9 protein-coding genes and 3 tRNA genes are annotated in these 15,126 nt (G+C 73.4%); 4 read left to right on the top strand and 8 right to left on the bottom strand.

Annotated features, from left to right (window positions below; translation table 11 throughout):
• Nucleotides 1-97: 97 nt before the first annotated feature.
• From Sm713_RS27395 to purS, 4 genes are all read right to left on the bottom strand, one after another.
• Nucleotides 98-892, bottom strand: a complete 795-nt coding sequence (locus Sm713_RS27395; protein ID WP_212912729.1) for a maleylpyruvate isomerase family mycothiol-dependent enzyme — start codon at nucleotides 890-892, stop codon at nucleotides 98-100.
• 589 nt (nucleotides 893-1,481) lie between these two features.
• Nucleotides 1,482-3,821, bottom strand: coding sequence for a phosphoribosylformylglycinamidine synthase subunit PurL (purL, locus tag Sm713_RS27400; protein WP_249416725.1), 2,340 nt, complete (start codon nucleotides 3,819-3,821; stop codon nucleotides 1,482-1,484).
• Complete coding sequence (gene purQ, locus Sm713_RS27405) at nucleotides 3,818-4,609, bottom strand: phosphoribosylformylglycinamidine synthase subunit PurQ (RefSeq protein ID WP_212914875.1); 792 nt, start codon at nucleotides 4,607-4,609, stop codon at nucleotides 3,818-3,820. Before purQ ends, purL begins: the two co-directional genes overlap by 4 nt.
• Before the next feature lie 62 nt (nucleotides 4,610-4,671).
• Nucleotides 4,672-4,980 carry a phosphoribosylformylglycinamidine synthase subunit PurS gene (gene purS, locus Sm713_RS27410; protein WP_212912730.1) on the bottom strand — a complete coding sequence of 103 codons (309 nt, stop codon included), beginning with the start codon at nucleotides 4,978-4,980 and terminating at the stop codon, nucleotides 4,672-4,674.
• A 401-nt stretch (nucleotides 4,981-5,381) separates the two neighbouring features.
• Between purS and Sm713_RS27415 the strand changes: the two genes are divergently transcribed.
• The 4 genes from Sm713_RS27415 to Sm713_RS27430 all read left to right on the top strand — a co-directional run bounded on the left by Sm713_RS27415 (nucleotide 5,382) and on the right by Sm713_RS27430 (nucleotide 7,017).
• The gene (locus Sm713_RS27415) at nucleotides 5,382-5,711 is read left to right on the top strand and encodes an Lsr2 family protein (protein ID WP_212912731.1); all 330 of its coding nucleotides are present in this window, start codon (nucleotides 5,382-5,384) and stop codon (nucleotides 5,709-5,711) included.
• Nucleotides 5,712-6,264: 553 nt separating this feature from the next.
• Nucleotides 6,265-6,336: transfer RNA gene (locus tag Sm713_RS27420), tRNA-Gly, on the top strand.
• A gap of 98 nt (nucleotides 6,337-6,434) precedes the next feature.
• Nucleotides 6,435-6,507: transfer RNA gene (locus Sm713_RS27425), tRNA-Gly, on the top strand.
• A 434-nt stretch (nucleotides 6,508-6,941) separates the two neighbouring features.
• A tRNA-Gly gene (locus Sm713_RS27430) sits at nucleotides 6,942-7,017 on the top strand.
• A gap of 148 nt (nucleotides 7,018-7,165) precedes the next feature.
• Here Sm713_RS27430 and Sm713_RS27435 read toward each other — a convergent pair.
• From Sm713_RS27435 to purD, 4 genes are all read right to left on the bottom strand, one after another.
• Nucleotides 7,166-8,065, bottom strand: a complete 900-nt coding sequence (locus Sm713_RS27435; protein ID WP_212912732.1) for a phosphoribosylaminoimidazolesuccinocarboxamide synthase — start codon at nucleotides 8,063-8,065, stop codon at nucleotides 7,166-7,168.
• A gap of 209 nt (nucleotides 8,066-8,274) precedes the next feature.
• A complete protein-coding gene (locus Sm713_RS27440) occupies nucleotides 8,275-9,768 on the bottom strand; it encodes a N,N-dimethylformamidase beta subunit family domain-containing protein (RefSeq protein ID WP_308293195.1) in 1,494 nt (497 codons plus the stop codon).
• A gap of 154 nt (nucleotides 9,769-9,922) precedes the next feature.
• The gene (locus tag Sm713_RS27445) at nucleotides 9,923-12,814 is read right to left on the bottom strand and encodes a hypothetical protein (protein ID WP_212912733.1); all 2,892 of its coding nucleotides are present in this window, start codon (nucleotides 12,812-12,814) and stop codon (nucleotides 9,923-9,925) included.
• 879 nt (nucleotides 12,815-13,693) lie between these two features.
• Nucleotides 13,694-14,959, bottom strand: a complete 1,266-nt coding sequence (gene purD / locus Sm713_RS27450; RefSeq protein WP_212912734.1) for a phosphoribosylamine--glycine ligase — start codon at nucleotides 14,957-14,959, stop codon at nucleotides 13,694-13,696.
• Nucleotides 14,960-15,126: the final 167 nt, after the last annotated feature.

Genomic DNA, 15,126 nt, shown 5'->3' on the forward strand with positions numbered 1-15,126 from the left:
GGGCGCTCGGGCGCCGACCGGCGCTCGGGGGGCGTAGGTCCGCGGCTCGGGGCGGTCGGTCCGCCGCTCGGGGCGGTCGGTCCGGGGCCCGGTTCGCTCAGCTCATCACCGGCAGCAGCGCACTCAGGTCGGAGCGCTCGCCGCTGGCGCTGACCCTGGACTCGGCGATCTCCGTCCCCCACCGCGCACGGCCGGTGGCGAGCCGGATCCAGGTGAGCGGGTCGGTCTCGACGACGCTGGGCGGGGTGCCGCGGGTGTGCCGGGGGCCCGCGACGCACTGCACGACCGCGAACGGCGGGATCCGCACCTCCGTGGAGGCTCCGGGCGCCTTGGCGGCGAACGCGTCGGCCAGCAGCCGGGTGGTGGCGGCGAGCGCCTGGCGGTCGAAGGAGACGTCCAGGCCGATGGCGCGGTTCAGGTCGTCGGTGTGCACGACCAGTTCGACGATCCGGGTGACCAGGTAGTCCGTGAGATTCATGGCACCGGCGGGGGTGGCGACCAGGCGCTGCGCGTCGAGGTCGGCCGCCCGCTCGGCGAACCGCGCCGCCGTCTCCTCGTACAGCGCGAGGACGTCGGGGTGGGCGGCGGACAGGGCGCGGGTGCCCTCGTCGACGGCGGCGGCCCTGGACGCCGTACCGAGCGCCCAGTCGCTGACGGTCGTCTCCAGCTTGGGCGGCTCCGGGGCGTCCAGGGCGCGCACGATCGCGCTCGGCGCCCAGGTGAGGTGAACGGCGAGATCCCGCACGGTCCACTCGCCCAGCGCCGTCGGCAGGGCGAACTGCTCCTCGGCGAGACCCCGCACGCCTTCGTGCACCAGCTCGAACTGGGCGCGCACGGCCGCCCGCGTCTTGACCGGGTCGTACTGCCGCCGCTTGGTGCGGGTCGCTGACATGCGCCCGAGCATATGCCCGCCTTGGCGGGCGAAGGGCCGGGTTCTCGGTGCCGGTGCCCCTTCGGGGCGGTGGGCCGGGGGCGGCAGGGGGTGCCCCTGGGGGTCGGTGGCGATCTGACGTCCCCCACTGCCTGAAGGGCGTGGGAGGTGCCCCCAGTCGTGGCTGGTCGCGCCCACGCGGCGGAGCCGCACATCGGCACAGCCCCGCGCCCCTTGAAGGACGGGGCTGCGCCCCTACAGGGCCGCGACTCGACAGAACCGCGCCCCGACAGGGGCGCGGGGAACTGCGCGAGGAACCACGACGGACCGGCGGCCAACCGCCGACAGCGAGGGACTGGGCCCGGTCAGGGGCGCGGGGAACTGCGCGAACAACCACGACCGACCGGCAGCCAACCCACGACCGCAAGAGCCAGCCCCCGATCAGGGGCGCGGGGAACTGCGCAAACGGAACCCCGGCGCCGGCTGCCGGAACGCTCTGCGCACCCCCGCCGGGGGACCCGGCACGTACCCCCGCCGGGGCCCGGCAAAGACACCCCCGCCGGGGTGACCCGCAAGACCGGGCGAGGGCGGATCGGCCCCCGCCCGGGCGTCAGGCGAGGATCGCCGGAATCGCACCCTCGAACGCGTCCCGCAACTCGCCGAGCGGCACGCTGAACTCGCCCTGGACCTCGACCACGTCCCCGTCCACGACCCCGATCCGCGAGGCGGGCAACCCGCGCGCCCCGCACATCTCGGTGAACCGGACCTCCTCCGACCGCGGCACGGCGACCACCGCACGCCCCGCCGACTCGGAGAACAGGAACGTGAACGCGGAGAGCCCCTCCGGCACGACGAGCCGCGCCCCGTACCCGCCCCGCAGGCAGGACTCGGTGACCGCCTGGATCAGACCGCCGTCGGACAGGTCGTGCGCCGCGTCGATCATGCCGTCCCGCGAGGCGGCGATCAGGATCTCGGCGAGCAGCCGCTCACGCTCCAGGTCCACCTTCGGCGGCAGCCCGCCCAGGTGGTCGTGGACCACCTGGGACCACGCGGAGCCGCCGAACTCCTCGGCGGTGTCCCCGAGCAGGTACAGCTGCTGCCCGGCCTCGGCGAACGCGGACGGCGTCCGACGCGTCACGTCGTCGATGACCCCGAGGACGGCCACCACGGGCGTCGGGTGGATGGCGACGTCACCCGTCTGGTTGTACAGCGAGACGTTCCCGCCGGTGACGGGCGTGCCCAGCACCTGGCAGGCGTCCGCGAGCCCGCGGATGGCCTCCGTGAACTGCCACATGACGGCGGGGTCCTCGGGCGAGCCGAAGTTCAGGCAGTCGGAGACGGCGAGCGGCCGGGCGCCGGTCGTCGCGACGTTGCGGTACGCCTCGGCGAGCGCGAGCTGCGCGCCCGTGTACGGGTCGAGCTTGGCGTAGCGCCCGTTGCCGTCGGTGGCGAGCGCGATGCCGAGCCCCGTCTCCTCGTCGACGCGGAGCATCCCGGAGTCCTCGGGCTGCGCCAGCACCGTGTTGCCCTGCACGAACCGGTCGTACTGGGAGGTGATCCACGCCTTGGACGCCTGGTTCGGCGAGCCGACCAGCCTCAGGACCTGCGCGCGCAGCTCGTCCGCGTCGGCCGGCCTGGGGAGGGCACCGGCGTCGTCCGCCTGGAGGGCGTCCTGCCACTGCGGGCGGCGGTAGGGGCGGTCGTAGACCGGGCCCTCGTGGGCGACGGTGCGGGCGTCGACGTCGACGATCTTCTCGCCGTGCCAGTAGATCTCAAGACGGTCGCCGTCGGTGACCTCGCCGATGACGGTGGCGATCACGTCCCACTTGTCGCAGATCTCCAGGAACCGGTCCACCTTCTCCGGCTCCACGACCGCGCACATGCGTTCCTGCGACTCGCTCATGAGGATCTCCTCGGGCGAGAGCGTGGAGTCGCGCAGCGGAACGTCGTCCAGGGTGACGCTCATGCCGCCGGAGCCGTTGGACGCCAGCTCGCTGGTGGCGCAGGACAGGCCGGCCGCGCCGAGGTCCTGCATGCCGACGACCAGCTTCTCGGCGAACGCCTCCAGGGTGCACTCGATGAGCAGCTTCTCCTGGAACGGGTCGCCGACCTGGACGGCGGGGCGCTTGGAGGGCTTCGCGTCATCGAAGGTCTCGGAGGCGAGGATCGACGCGCCACCGATGCCGTCGCCGCCGGTCCTGGCGCCGTACAGGATGACCTTGTTGCCGGCGCCGGAGGCCTTGGCGAGGTGGATGTCCTCGTGCCGCATCACGCCGATCGCTCCGGCGTTCACCAGCGGGTTGCCCTGGTAGCAGGCGTCGAAGACGGTCTCGCCGCCGATGTTGGGCAGGCCGAGGCAGTTGCCGTACCCGCCGATGCCGGCGACCACGCCGGGCAGCACCCGCTTGGTGTCGGGGTGGTCGGCCGCGCCGAACCGCAGCGGGTCGACGACGGCGACCGGGCGGGCGCCCATCGCGATGATGTCGCGGACGATGCCGCCGACGCCCGTGGCGGCGCCCTGGTAGGGCTCCACGTAGGACGGGTGGTTGTGGGACTCCACCTTGAACGTGACGGCGTAGCCCTGGCCGATGTCGACCACGCCGGCGTTCTCGCCTATCCCGACCAGCAGCGCGTCCGTCCGGGGGGCCTTCTCGCCGAACTGGCGCAGGTGCTTCTTGGAGGACTTGTAGCTGCAGTGTTCGGACCACATCACCGAGTACATGGCCAGCTCGGCGCCGGTGGGCCGGCGGCCGAGGACCTCGCGGACCCGCTCGTACTCGTCCTTCTTGAGGCCGAGTTCGGCCCAGGGCTGCTCGACGTCGGGGGTCGCGGCGGCGTGCTCGACGGTGTCCAGCCTCGACGGGGCGGCGGGCTTCGACGGGGCGGCGGACGGGGCCGCGCCGGGGCCTCCCGCCCCGGAGGATCCGGCCCCGGAGGGGGTGGGGCTCATGCGAGGGCGCCTTCCATGACGGTCCTGAGGATCGAGGTGAAGAACGGCAGGCCGTCGGTGCGGCCGGTGCCGACGAGCGGGTCCGTGGCGTGCTCCGGGTGCGGCATCAGGCCGACGACGTTGCCCTCGGCGTTGCAGATGCCGGCGATGCGGCGCAGCGAGCCGTTCGGGCTGCCGGCCTCGGTGGGCGGGTAGACGGACGTCCCGGGGGCCCGGCGGGCGGCGGAGGCCGCGGCGGTGTCCGGGCCCGAGGCGGCGGAGTCGTCCTGCGCGCCGGCGTAGCGGAAGACGACGCGCCCCTCGGCCTCCAGCATGTCGAGGGTGTGCTCGTCGGCGACGTAGCGCCCGTCCATGTTCTTCAGCGGGATGTGGATCTCCTGGCCCGCCTGGTAGTCGGCCGTCCAGGCCGTCTTCGCGTTCTCCACGCGCAGCTTCTGGTCGCGGCAGATGAAGTGCAGGTGGTCGTTGCCGAGCATGGCGCCGGGCAGCAGGTGGGCCTCGGTGAGCACCTGGAAGCCGTTGCAGATGCCGAGGACCGGCATGCCCTCGCGGGCGCGCTCGACGATCGTCTCCATCACCGGCGAGAACCGGGAGATCGAGCCCGCGCGCAGGTAGTCGCCGTACGAGAAGCCGCCCGGCAGGACCACCGCGTCGGCCTGGCCCAGGTTCCTGTCCTTGTGCCAGAGCGGCACCGGCTCGGCCCCGGCGAGCCGGATCGCCCGCTGGGTGTCCCGGTCGTCGAGGCTGCCCGGGAAGGTGACGACGCCGATCCGGACGTTCCGGCCGATCCCGGCGTCCCGGGCGGGGCCGGGGCCGGCGGCCGTGGCGGCGCCGGCGGACGGGTGCACGGTCACTTCTCGGCCCCCGCGGTGGCGGCCGGCGCCGCGGACCCGGTACCGCCGGAGGCTCCCGCGGCGTCCTCGACCTTGACGTCGAAGTTCTCGATCACGGTGTTGGCGAGGAAGGATTCCGCGAGATCGCGGATGCGGGCGAGCGCGGCCTCGTCGACGGGGCCTTCGACTTCGAGTTCGAACCTCTTTCCCTGGCGGACATCGGAGATGCCCTCGAAGCCGAGGCGCGGCAACGCACGCTGGACGGCCTGTCCCTGAGGGTCGAGGATCTCGGGCTTGAGCATGACGTCGACTACGACGCGTGCCACTGGCACTCCCGGGTGTGTGGGGCTGAGCAGGCAACGTCTTCAGACTACCGGGAGAGAATTTCTACGCGGGTAGAATCCTAGTTACCCACAGGAAACATGAGGTACCCCACAGCGGTCGGAAGCGCGCTCCCACGGCCCGAGAAGGCGCCTGACCTGCTGCGCGCCACCCATGCGCCACCCACACCCGGCGGAGTCGGGACCACCGCTTCACCAAAAATTCCGGGAAAAATCGCAGATCCACAATGAACCTGGACACGCTGAGCGTTTTTGCTGGACTTCCCAATTCCTTACCGCGCACTGTACAAAGGAAAAGGCATTAGCCGAAACATTGCCCCAAGTAGCCGGACAGTCGCCATCACCGCACGTCAAGGCAGTGATGTCGCACGAAGGGACCGATATTCGTGGCGCAGCGTGTTGTGGTCACCCTCTACGACGACATTGACGGAGGGGAAGCGGTGGAAACCATCGCCTTCGGCCTGGACGGCAAGTCGTACGAGATCGACCTCAATCCAGCCAATGCCAAGAAACTGCGTAAGGCCCTGGCCCCGTACATGCACGCCGGCCGCAAGGCCGCACGGGCCGCGAAGCACCCGGCCAAGGTGCTGAAGTACACCTCGCTGACCGCGGACCCCGCGGCCGTCCGCGCCTGGGCCCGCTCGCACCGGATGGAGGTTCCGCCGCGCGGGCGGATCCCCAAGAAGGTGTACGAGGCGTTCGAGGCGGCGAATTAGTCCGGAGGGTCCGTTCCCGGTGGCCCGCTCCGCGGTGCCCGGCGGTCCCCCGCGATCCCCGGTCGTCCGCCCACTCTGACCGCCCTGCGGTCCCTGGTGGGCCTCTGCGGCGTCCGGCGCGAGCGGGTGCCGGCGGTTGCCGGCGGGCATTGCGGAGGTCGGCGGGCGTTGTCGAGTGCCGGTACGCGTACGCGGGTGTGTGCTGCGGCCTGATCGATGCCGCTGGGGCCGATCGGCGCGGGCCGTGCGGCGCGTGTGGTGCGGGCCGTGCGGTGCGGCCTGTGCGGCCTGTGCGGTGTGGTCGCACCGCGCGGTCCGCGCGGTGCGCGACGAGTCGTCGGGGAACCGGCCGTGCCCGGATCGTCGCCCGCCCGGCGTACGAACTCGGTTGCCGCGTACGCCCGGTGGCCCGCGGTCCGGCGGCCTGGGCAGCCGGGCAATCGAGCGTCTACCGGCTCGACTTGCGCAGCACCCCGGCTGATCAGTTAGAGTCTGGGCACACCGAGGGCGAGCCCGGGGCCGGAAGGCCAGGGCGTTTTCCTCGGAGTGTCTTGCGGGTGTAGTTCAGTAGTAGAACACCCCCTTTCCAAGGGGGAGGCGCAGTGTGCAATTCCTGTCACCCGCTCTGCATCTCTACCAAGTACTCCGGATGGTCGGCGACCATCCGGACGAATCAGGTAGGCTGATGCCTGCACCGACCGGTGAGAGCCGGTCGGAGGCAATGCGGACGTAGCTCAGTTGGTAGAGCGCAACCTTGCCAAGGTTGAGGTCGCGAGTTCGAGCCTCGTCGTCCGCTCGGTCGAAACCCCGGTCCCGATGGGCCGGGGTTTCTTCGTGCGCACGCGTGCGCATACGCGCGCACGCACGCGGATGGCGAAGGCCGGTGAATGCGAGGCCGGCGCCGAGCAACGCGTGAGGCGCGCCTGTGGACGGGGCACCTGTGGACAGGCACGAGCGCCGAGAACCTGATGACCGTGGCACGAGCGCCGACAATCCGATGACGGTGGCACGGGCGTTGATGGTCCTGTGATCGATGTCACGGACGTGCGCGGCGGCTACGGCGGTCCAGGATCGGGGCCGAGAACCGGCATTCCGCTGCCCGTCCCGCCCCGGTGCGGGGTTGGGTATAGTGACCTGGCCGCAGTGCTCCTGATCCGGACACGGGCGCCGACGGGCCGGTGACCGGTCCCGTGGCGGGCGCGCGCGGCGCGTACGACCCAGCGGTCGTGTGCGGACGTAGCTCAGTTGGTAGAGCGCAACCTTGCCAAGGTTGAGGTCGCGAGTTCGAGCCTCGTCGTCCGCTCCACACAGAGCCCCCGGTGGCCAGGCCCCCGGGGGCTTGCGCGTGCCCGACTCCGGCGCCTCGCGGCCGGCGGGTGCCGGGACTGGCAGATACCGGCACGAACAGATACCGGTACGGGCGGATGCCGGTAGAGGCAGGTGCCGATACCGGCTCAGTCCCAGGACGTGCCGGTCAACCGCTCGTACGCCTCCGCGTACTTCGCCCGCGTCGCCGCGACCACGTGCTCCGGAAGCTCGGGCGGCGGCTGCTCGGCCGTCCGGTCCCAGCCGGAGTCGGGGGACGTCAGCCAGTCCCGTACGAACTGCTTGTCGTACGACGGCTGGGGCCGGCCGGGCTGCCACTGGTCCGCGGGCCAGAAGCGGGAGGAGTCCGGCGTCAGCACCTCGTCCGCGAGGACCAGCGTGTCCCCGTCGAAGCCGAACTCGAACTTGGTGTCCGCCAGGATGATCCCCCGGTCCCGCGCGATGTCCCGGGCCCGGCTGTACACCGCGAGCGTGGCCTGCCGGAGTTCGGCGGCGACGTCCGCGCCCACCTTGCGGGCCACTTCCTCGTACGACACGTTCTCGTCGTGCTCGCCGACGTCCGCCTTTGTGGCGGGCGTGAAGATGGGCGCGGGCAGTTCCGAGCCGTCCACCAGGCCCTCGGGCAGCGCCAGGCCGCAGACGGTCCTGGTCTGCCGGTACTCGGCCAGGCCCGAGCCCGTCAGGTAGCCGCGTGCCACGCACTCCACCGGCACCATCGCGAGGGACTTGCAGACCAGGGTCCGCCCCTCCCAGCCGGCCGGGGCGCCCGCGGGCAGGTCGGTGCTCAGCACGTGGTCGGGGACGAGGTCCGCGAACTTGTCGAACCACCACAGCGAGAGCCGGGTGAGGATCCGGCCCTTGTCCGGGATCTCCGTGGGCAGCACCCAGTCGAATGCGGAGATGCGGTCGCTGGCCACCATCACCAGGTCGCCCGCCACGTTCCGGTACAGATCGCGCACCTTTCCGGTGTGCAGATGCACCAGCCCCGGAATCTGCATCGGCTGCGGCTTGTCGACGAATCCGGACACGGTTCCTCCCCGAGGTTCTGTCCCAGTGCGACCAATTCTCCCGTATCGCACAAGCGGAATGCGGTGCGGGGGCCCCGGCGGTGCGATTTCCCGGCCGGTCAGAGCCCCGGCGCGCCGTCCCCCGCGTACCCCGCGCATGCGCCGTGAGTCCCGCGGGCGGTCTCGTCGACGGCCCCGGGTGACCGCCCCGGGCCCGCTCGCCCCACTGCTCAGTCCCGTTTGCAGATCCGATCGAGCAGGTTGGCCGTGGCCCGCTGCACGCGGGTGTCGACGTGGCCGGGGCGGTCCAGGGCGGGGGACCAGGCGAAGGTGCCGGAGGCGAAGACGAGCGCGCCGGACGGAGCCCGGTACAGGGACGTCTCCTGGTGGCGCCCGTTGCCTTCGGTGTCGAGGTAGGGGGAGTGGGCGAGCAGGATACGGCGCTGGTGGTCGGGCAGTGGCGCGCGAGGGAAGTAACGATCAGCCTCACCGGCGACGAGACCCGCCAGTTCGTCTCCCTCCTCGGCGCCGGTCGCCTCCCAGAGCCAGTGGTGGCCGTTGCGGACGATCAGCGGGTACGGCTCCGGGACGCGGCCCGCGTACTGGATGCCGAGCAGTTCCTGCTCGGGGCGGTCGATCTCCCGCCAGAGCGCGGGCCGGCCGGGGCCGCGGTTCTTCCGGCAGATCAGCAGCCGGTCGGGGGCCCCGGACGGGGAGGGGGCCAGCTCGACCTGCCAGTACATGGTGTTGGCGGACAGGAACACCAGCGACGTGCCGTGGTCGCGGGCGCGCTCGACGGCCCGGCGCATCGGCACGGACCAGTACTCGTCGTGTCCGGCGAACACCAGGCCCCGGTAGCGGCGGATGTCGACGCGGCCGGCGTGCAGGTCGCGGGTGTCGGCGTAGGCGAGGTCGTAGCCGTACCGCTCGGCCCAGCGGATGAAGTCGTACGAGTGGCCGACGTGCAGCGGCAGGCCGGCGCCCGCGTACGGCCGGTCGAAGGAGACCGTGACGGCCGCGTCCTTCTCGCCGAGCAGCCGGCCGTGCTCGTCCCAGGCGTGGTAGAGGCTGGCGCCGGTGTGGCCGTCCTCCGGGTAGAGGTTGTACGCCTGCCAGGTGATGTCCGGGAGGACCAGCAGCAGATCGGCCTCGCGGTTGTCGCGAACGGTGAACGGGACGTGCGAGCGGTAGCCGTCCGCGGTGGTGAGGACCGCCACGTACGCGCCGACGTTCCAGTAACTGGGGATCTGCAGGCGCCAGGAGAGCCACCAGTGGTGGCAGGAGACCGTGCGGTCGGCGGTGAGCGGCGCGGGCTGGACGATGCCGCAGATCCGCGGGCTGTTCGTGATCTTGGACGCGCCGTCGCCCGCGTAGTGCCCGATGCGGTAGACGTCCACGCTGAACTGCTGCGGCGGGTCGACGGTGACGTGGAAGTCGATCGCCTCCCCCGGCGCGGCCGCGCCCGGCGAGACGAAGCCCTTGATCTGGCGGTGCACGTCGTCGGCGGTGCGCAGGCCCGTCGCGGGGCGCTGGTGGGGGATCCCTGCGGCGCCCGGAGCCGGGGCGTGGTCGACGTACCAGGGGACGACGTGGCCGGTGTCGTCGAAGTAGCTCTCGCTGCCGCGCAGCCATGGCAGGGGCCCCTGGCCGAAGGGATCGGACACCGCATGCGCCAGCGCGCCCGACTCCCAGCGGCGGATCCGCCTCAACCCTTCCGTGCCCACCGTGCTCCCCTCCCTGCACACCCAGGCCCCGCCCCACGCCCACCCGGTGCGCGGCCCGGACCTCAGCACATCACACTACGCAGACAATCGCTCACGGTTCGTCGCGATCGGGGGCGACAAGAACCTCTTTCCGTACGGTTGACGTTATTGACCGCTAAACGAGGCGTACCGGCTTTTCGGGATGGACACCGATTCGAGTGAGCCAACCGCGCAATGGTTCGGGATCGCCGTCCTCGATCAGGCTCAGCACCCGGGGGGCGAGGTCGACGGCGCGGACCCCGCCGACCAGCAGGGCGGGGCCGTCGAGCCAGTCGAGGCCGGGGGTGGCGCCGGCGGTGTCCACGGCGGCGCAGCAGACCATGGCGGTGACGTGGTCCGCGAGGAGTTCCCGGGCGGTGCGGGGCGGTTGCATGGGGAAGAGGGGGAGCGCGCCGTCGTCCCAGAGCGCCTCGTCGGGGCGGCGCTGTTCGGACGCGCCCGGTGTTTCCGGGTGTTCTTCCAGGTGGGCGGCTTCTTCGCGGTCCAGCTCGGCGCTGAGTTCCGCGGCGAGCGCGGCGCCCCGGTGCTCGTGGGCGCCCCGGGTCCGGGGGGTGTGGGGGGCGGCGGCCGAGGGGGCTTGGGCGGGGCGGCCGGTGCCAGTGCCGGTGCTGTGGCTGGTGGCGGTGCTCATTCCGATGCCGGTGCTTTGGCCGGTGCCGGTGCCGGTGCCGGCGTCCGTGTCGCGATTCGTGCGGGTGGGGGTGCCTGTGCTGCCGGCGGTGCTGCCGGGGTCGGCGACGCCGCCGTCCCGGCCGGTGTGCGGGGGCGAGTCGGCTTCGTCTCCGTCGTGGGCCGCTCCGTCGCCTTCCTGAGAGGTGTGGTGGCGGGAGAGCGCGGTGGGGGCGGGCGATGCCGGGCGAGCGCCGGGCGCGTTGAAGCTTTCGCGGGCGTACCGGCGGCCTGCGGGGTCGGCTTCTGCGGGTCTGTCCGGAGCGTCGGGTCCGTCCAAGTCCTCGGGGGTCGCCGGGTCGTGGGCGCGGACGGTGCCGGGAACGGAGTCGGGGCCGTGGTTGGGCTCAGGGTCGAGGTCGAGGTCGGAGGTTCCGGGTCTCACTTCGGAGGGGTCCGGGGCTTCGGAGGTCTCGGCTCCGGTGGGTTCGCCTCCGGTGGACTCCGGGGCCGGGGCTCCCGGGAGCCCCGCGGCTCCCTCGGCTTCCCGGGTCTGCCGTGCCGGGCCGCCCTGTTCCACGGCATCCGCGCCTCCGGAGCCCCGGGCCGGATCCGGCATCGGCTCGGGGAGCCGTTCGGGAAGGGACTCGGGATCGGGAAGAGAACCGGGATCGGAGAGGGACCCGGGATCAGGAAGGGACCCGGGACCGGGAAGGGACTGGGGATCGGGGAGGGATTCGGGGAACTGTTCGGGAAGCGTGGTCACCGAAAGGTGGGCCATCACGCGCGCCAGGCTCGCTCCCGGCGGATCGGCGCCCCCGCCGTGCGCGGCGCCCGCGGGCCGGCGCACCCCCAGGACGTCGAGCACGCGCTGCAACCGGGCGGCGTCCGCGCGCCATTTGCGGTCGACGACCTCCGCCGGGTACTGCTGCCAGTCGACGGGCACCCAGTCGGGGCCGGGCTCGGCCGGGCCGCCGTGGAACAGCCGCGCCGCGAGCAGGGACGTCGCCTCGTCGACGAGGCCCGGCTCCTCCAGCAGATCGCACGCGGGGCGCTCTCCGAGCCGTGACGCGAACCCTTCGGCGAGCCGGTCGCGGCGCGACAGCTCCGTGAGGGCGGCCACCACGCCGGCGTCCAGCCGGGACGGCCACCGGCCCATCCGCCACGCGGGCAGCGCCACCCGGGTCAGCAGCCGGTCCCACCCGGCGTACGCCAGGCCGACCTGCTCCTGGGCGACGATCCGCAGGCCGTAGTCCACAGCCTGTGCACGCTCGGCGGCGGCAGCGGCCACGCCGCGCTCCATCTCGGCGGCGAGGTCGCGGCACATCCCCAGCAGCGTCCGGGCGACCCAGCCGGCGCACCGCAGCGCGGCGGCGGGCAGCGGGCCGCGCCCCGGAGCGGCGGCCACCGCGACGGCCGCGTCGAGCCCGCGGACGAAGCGCCTGGCCGCGGCTATGTCCGGGTGCGCGGAGGGGCCCGTGCCCGCGACGACGGGGGCGAGCAGCGCGCGTAGCTCGGCGACCCGCATCCACCAGAGGAAGGGCGAGCCGATGACCAGTACCGGGGCGGCCGTGGGGCGCTTCGCGCGCGCGGGCCTGCCCGGCCGGTCGCGCCGGCCTGTTCCGTAGGGCGCTCCGGACCCGGTGGCCCCGTCGGCGTTCCCGATCCGCGCCGCACCCTCACCCGCCGCGCCCGGGTGGCCGGGGCGGGATGCTCCGCCGGGGCGGCCCAGCACCGGGAGCGTGTCGGCGGCCGGTCCGGCTGCCTCGGCGCCCCGGCGGCTCGCCCCCGGCATGGGGCGCTCGGCGCGTTCGTCCACGCGGGCGCCGGGGTCCACGCGCAGGCCGACGTCGACCCGCCTGCCGGAGCCCGTCCGCCCGGCCTGGTCCGCCGGGTCGTCCGTGTCCGCCCTCGTGCGGGAGTCGGGTCCGCGGGAGTCCGATCCGCGGGAGTCCGGTCGGGTGCCGGTGTCCGCGGGCGGGGGCTGCTCGTCGTGCGCCGGGTGTGTGCGGTCCTCCAGCCAGCTGTCGCAGTCGGGGGTGAGCGCTATGGCCGAGGGTGCGGGCACCTCCAGGCGGTCGGCGAGGTCACGGACCAGCCGGTAGAGGTCGGGCGCCGCGGACTCCGGGATGGTCACCGTGGGGCTGACGGCGGGGCGGGAGCGGGTCACCACCAGGCCGAAGAAGACCGCGGCGACCAGCACCAGGACCGCAAGGGCCGTGACCGCCCAGCGCACGGCGCCCCAGGCGGGCCCGGTGAACTGGCCGGTGGCGACGCCGGCCTGCAGGACCACGGCCACGCCCGCGGGAAGCAGCGCGAGAGCGAGGGCCCTGCCGCGGATCCGCAGCACGGCGAGCGCCCGCGCACGGGCGGCCCGCACTCCTGCCTCGACCGGCATTCCGGACACCATCGGCTCTCACCCCCTTCCGCACCGCCCGTCCGGCGTGCGCTGACCCAGCCACCGCGGACGAGCACCCTTGGCACTGCTCATTCCCCCACTGTGGCACCCGGTCGCGACATCGCAATGCCGCAGAGCCAAGTGCCCGAACGCCTGCGGGGCACCCTAGTTGGGGCTCAGAGCCACGTCAGCGGGATGGTTGGCCGGTCACTCGATGGAATGGCTTTGGGCAAAGCCGGATGACGTAGGGGCCGCCGATCGGGCAAGGGTTCGGTGGGGCGCACAACGGTTCCCGCAGCGGGGCTCGTGCGGCTGGCGGCTGTGGTGGCGGGTGGCTCCGGCGGCGGCAACTTTGGCGCTGGGCGCCTCCGGTGCTGGCGGCTTCGGGGGGCAGCTGCATCTGCGGGGCGGCTTAGGTGCTGATGGCTTCGGTGCTGGTGGCTTGCGTGCCGGGCGGGTGTGGTCCGGCCGGCAGGCGTACTCGGCAGCCGTACTCGGCAGCCGTAGTCTGCGGTCGTAGCCGGGAGGCGGTGGGGTCTCCGGCGTGCCGGTTCCACCTAGGCCGGGCGGGCAGGGACCCCGGATGCTGTACGCGGCAGGCCCCTGCCGTTCTTCGGTAGGCGCACCCCAGGGCCGTGCGCCCGCTCGCAGCACCCGTTCGCTTGCTCGCGCCCCCGGCTCGGACGACGTCCGGCGCGCCTTTACCGGGGCCCGGTGCCCCCGTCACCCGCGCCTCTCCGCCTCCAGCCGCCTGTACCACCCCGGCGCGCCCGCACTACCGTCCCGAAAGAGCGTCCCGCCAGGAGGCGGAACGGCGCACGCGGCGGGAGGCGCAACCGCGCAGGCGGCAGCGACCGGGCAGACCCCCGCCCGTGGCGGTTACGACCGCCCCGCCGCCGCCTCCGCGGCCGTCGCCGCGATGTCGGTGCGGTGCTGGGAACCGTCGAGCCGGATGCGTCCGACCGCGCTGTACGCCCGTTCGCGGGCCTCGACCAGGTCGGCGCCGGTCGCCGTCACGGACAGCACGCGCCCGCCGGCGCTCAGCACGGCCCCGTCCTCCCGACGTGTCCCGGCATGCAGGACATACGCGTGCGGGGCGGCCTCCGCGGCCACCTCGGCGAGCCCGTCGATGGGGTCGCCGGTGCGGGGCTTGCCGGGGTAGTTCTCCGCGGCGACGACCACGGTCACCGCGGCGTCGTCGCTCCAGCGCAGCGGATCCAGATCGGCGAGGGTGCTGCTCGCGGCGGCGTGCAGCACGGCCGACAGCGGGGTCCTCAGGCGGGCCAGCACGACCTGCGTCTCGGGGTCGCCGAACCGCGCGTTGAACTCGATGACCCGCACGCCCCGCGACGTGATCGCGAGACCCGCGTACAGCAGTCCGCTGAACGGGGTGCCGCGCCGCGCCATCTCGTCCACGGTCGGCTTCAGAACCGTCTGCGTCACCTCGTCGACGAGCTTCGGGTCGGCCCACGGCAGCGGGGAGTAGGCACCCATGCCGCCGGTGTTGGGGCCGGCGTCGCCGTCGAGGGCGCGCTTGAAGTCCTGGGCGGGCTGGAGCGGTACCACTGTGGTGCCGTCCGTGACCGCGAACAGTGAGACCTCGGGGCCGTCCAGGTACTCCTCGATGACCACGCGCCCGCACGCGCGCGCGTGCTCCCGCGCCGCGGCCAGGTCGCCTGTGACGACCACGCCCTTGCCCGCGGCCAGCCCGTCGTCCTTGACGACGTAGGGCGCGCCGAAGGCGTCGAGCGCCTCGTCGACCTCCTCGGGGGTGGTGCAGACGTAGCTACGGGCGGTGGGGACCCCGGCCGCGGCCATCACCTCTTTGGCGAAGGCCTTGGAGCCCTCCAGCTCGGCCGCCTCCCGGGAGGGGCCGAAGCAGGGGATGCCCGCGGCCCGTACGGCGTCGGCGACCCCGCCGACCAGCGGCGCCTCCGGGCCCACGACGACCAGTTCCGCGTCCAGGCGCTGCGCCAGCGCGGTCACGGCGGCCCCGTCGAGCACGTCCACCTGGTGCAACTCGGCCACCTCGGCGATTCCGGCGTTGCCGGGGGCGCAGTGCAGGGCGGTGACGGAGGGGTCGAGGGAGAGGGAACGGCATAGGGCGTGCTCGCGGGCACCGCCGCCGATGACAAGGACCTTCACGGGAGCCAGCGTAGCCGCCGGGGGTGTCCGCTCTTGTAGGGGCCGTTGCGGGGCCGTAGCGGGGCTGCTCCGAGGGCCGTTGCGCGGGCTGTCACAGGGGCAGTTGTACGGGCCGCGGCGGTTGCCGGGTGATCGCGGTTCCGAGCTGGCCGCGACTGCCGTGGGGG

The sequence above is a fragment of the Streptomyces sp. TS71-3 genome, assembly GCF_018327685.1.
Classification (GTDB): domain Bacteria; phylum Actinomycetota; class Actinomycetes; order Streptomycetales; family Streptomycetaceae; genus Streptomyces.

Coding starts and splice junctions, on each gene's coding strand:
- Sm713_RS27395 (WP_212912729.1), bottom strand. CDS start 892: ATGTCAGCGACCCGCACCAAGCGGCGGCAGTACGACCCGGTCAAGACG.
- purL (WP_249416725.1), bottom strand. CDS start 3,821: ATGAGCCCCACCCCCTCCGGGGCCGGATCCTCCGGGGCGGGAGGCCCC.
- Sm713_RS27445 (WP_212912733.1), bottom strand. CDS start 12,814: ATGCCGGTCGAGGCAGGAGTGCGGGCCGCCCGTGCGCGGGCGCTCGCC.